Genomic DNA, 1,395 nt, shown 5'->3' with positions numbered 1-1,395 from the left:
TGTCCTACTTTCACACGGGAATCCGCACTATCATCGGCGCTGAGGTGTTTCACGATCCTGTTCGGGATGGGAAGGGGTGGGACCACCTCGCTATGGTCATCAGGCTTGAACTTTTTGCCTGATTGCCTTTTCGGCAATCAAGCCAATTCAATAGAGTCTATCAGCTTTATTGATTGCGTCGCCGCTTTGTTGGGCAACAACTTCAAATGCTCATCTTTGACTGTTTTGTCAAAGTTATAGGGTCAAGCCTCACGGGCAATTAGTACTGGTCAGCTTAACGCATTACTGCGCTTCCACACCCAGCCTATCAACGTCCTGGTCTCGAACGACCCTTTAGCAGGCTCAAGGCCTGGGCAAGACTCATCTTGAGACGAGTTTCCCGCTTAGATGCTTTCAGCGGTTATCTCTTCCGCACTTAGCTACCCGGCAATGCCACTGGCGTGACAACCGGTACACCAGAGGTGCGTCCACTCCGGTCCTCTCGTACTAGGAGCAGGCTCTCTCAATCTTGCAGCGCCCACGGAAGATAGGGACCAAACTGTCTCACGACGTTTTAAACCCAGCTCACGTACCTCTTTAAATGGCGAACAGCCATACCCTTGGGACCGGCTACAGCCCCAGGATGAGATGAGCCGACATCGAGGTGCCAAACACCGCCGTCGATATGAACTCTTGGGCGGTATCAGCCTGTTATCCCCAGAGTACCTTTTATCCGTTGAGCGATGGCCCTTCCATACAGAACCACCGGATCACTTTGTCCTACTTTCGTACCTGCTCGACTTGTCAGTCTCGCAGTCAAGCACGCTTATGCCAATGCACTATCAGCACGATTTCCGACCGTGCCTAGCGTACCTTCGAACTCCTCCGTTACGCTTTGGGAGGAGACCGCCCCAGTCAAACTGCCCACCATACACTGTCCCCAACCCGGATCACGGGCCAAGGTTAGAACCTCAAACACACCAGGGTGGTATTTCAAGGACGGCTCCACTGAATCTAGCGACTCAGTTTCAAAGCCTCCCACCTATCCTACACAGATCTGTTCAAAGTCCAATGTAAAGCTACAGTAAAGGTTCATGGGGTCTTTCCGTCTTTCCGCGGGGAGATTGCATCATCACAAACATTTCAACTTCGCTGAGTCTCTGGAGGAGACAGTGTGGCCATCGTTACGCCATTCGTGCAGGTCGGAACTTACCCGACAAGGAATTTCGCTACCTTAGGACCGTTATAGTTACGGCCGCCGTTTACTGGGACTTCAATCAAGAGCTTGCACCCCATCATTTAATCTTCCAGCACCGGGCAGGCGTCACACCCTATACGTCGACTTTCGTCTTTGCAGAGTGCTGTGTTTTTAATAAACAGTCGCAGCCACCGATTCTCTGCGACCCCATTCGGCTC

General features: G+C 52.0%; 2 rRNA genes. Both read right to left on the bottom strand.

The window, feature by feature from the left end:
• Positions 1-104 (bottom strand): 5S ribosomal RNA (gene rrf, locus SM757_RS34780); the annotation flags it as partial.
• 134 nt (positions 105-238) lie between these two features.
• Positions 239-1,395, bottom strand: a 23S ribosomal RNA gene (locus tag SM757_RS34775); the annotation flags it as partial.

The organism is Azohydromonas lata, assembly GCF_034427735.1.
In the GTDB taxonomy this organism is placed as follows: domain Bacteria; phylum Pseudomonadota; class Gammaproteobacteria; order Burkholderiales; family Burkholderiaceae_C; genus Azohydromonas; species Azohydromonas lata.
The sequence above is the reverse complement of the archived record's forward strand: the minus strand, read 5'-3'. Positions and strand labels throughout refer to the sequence as shown.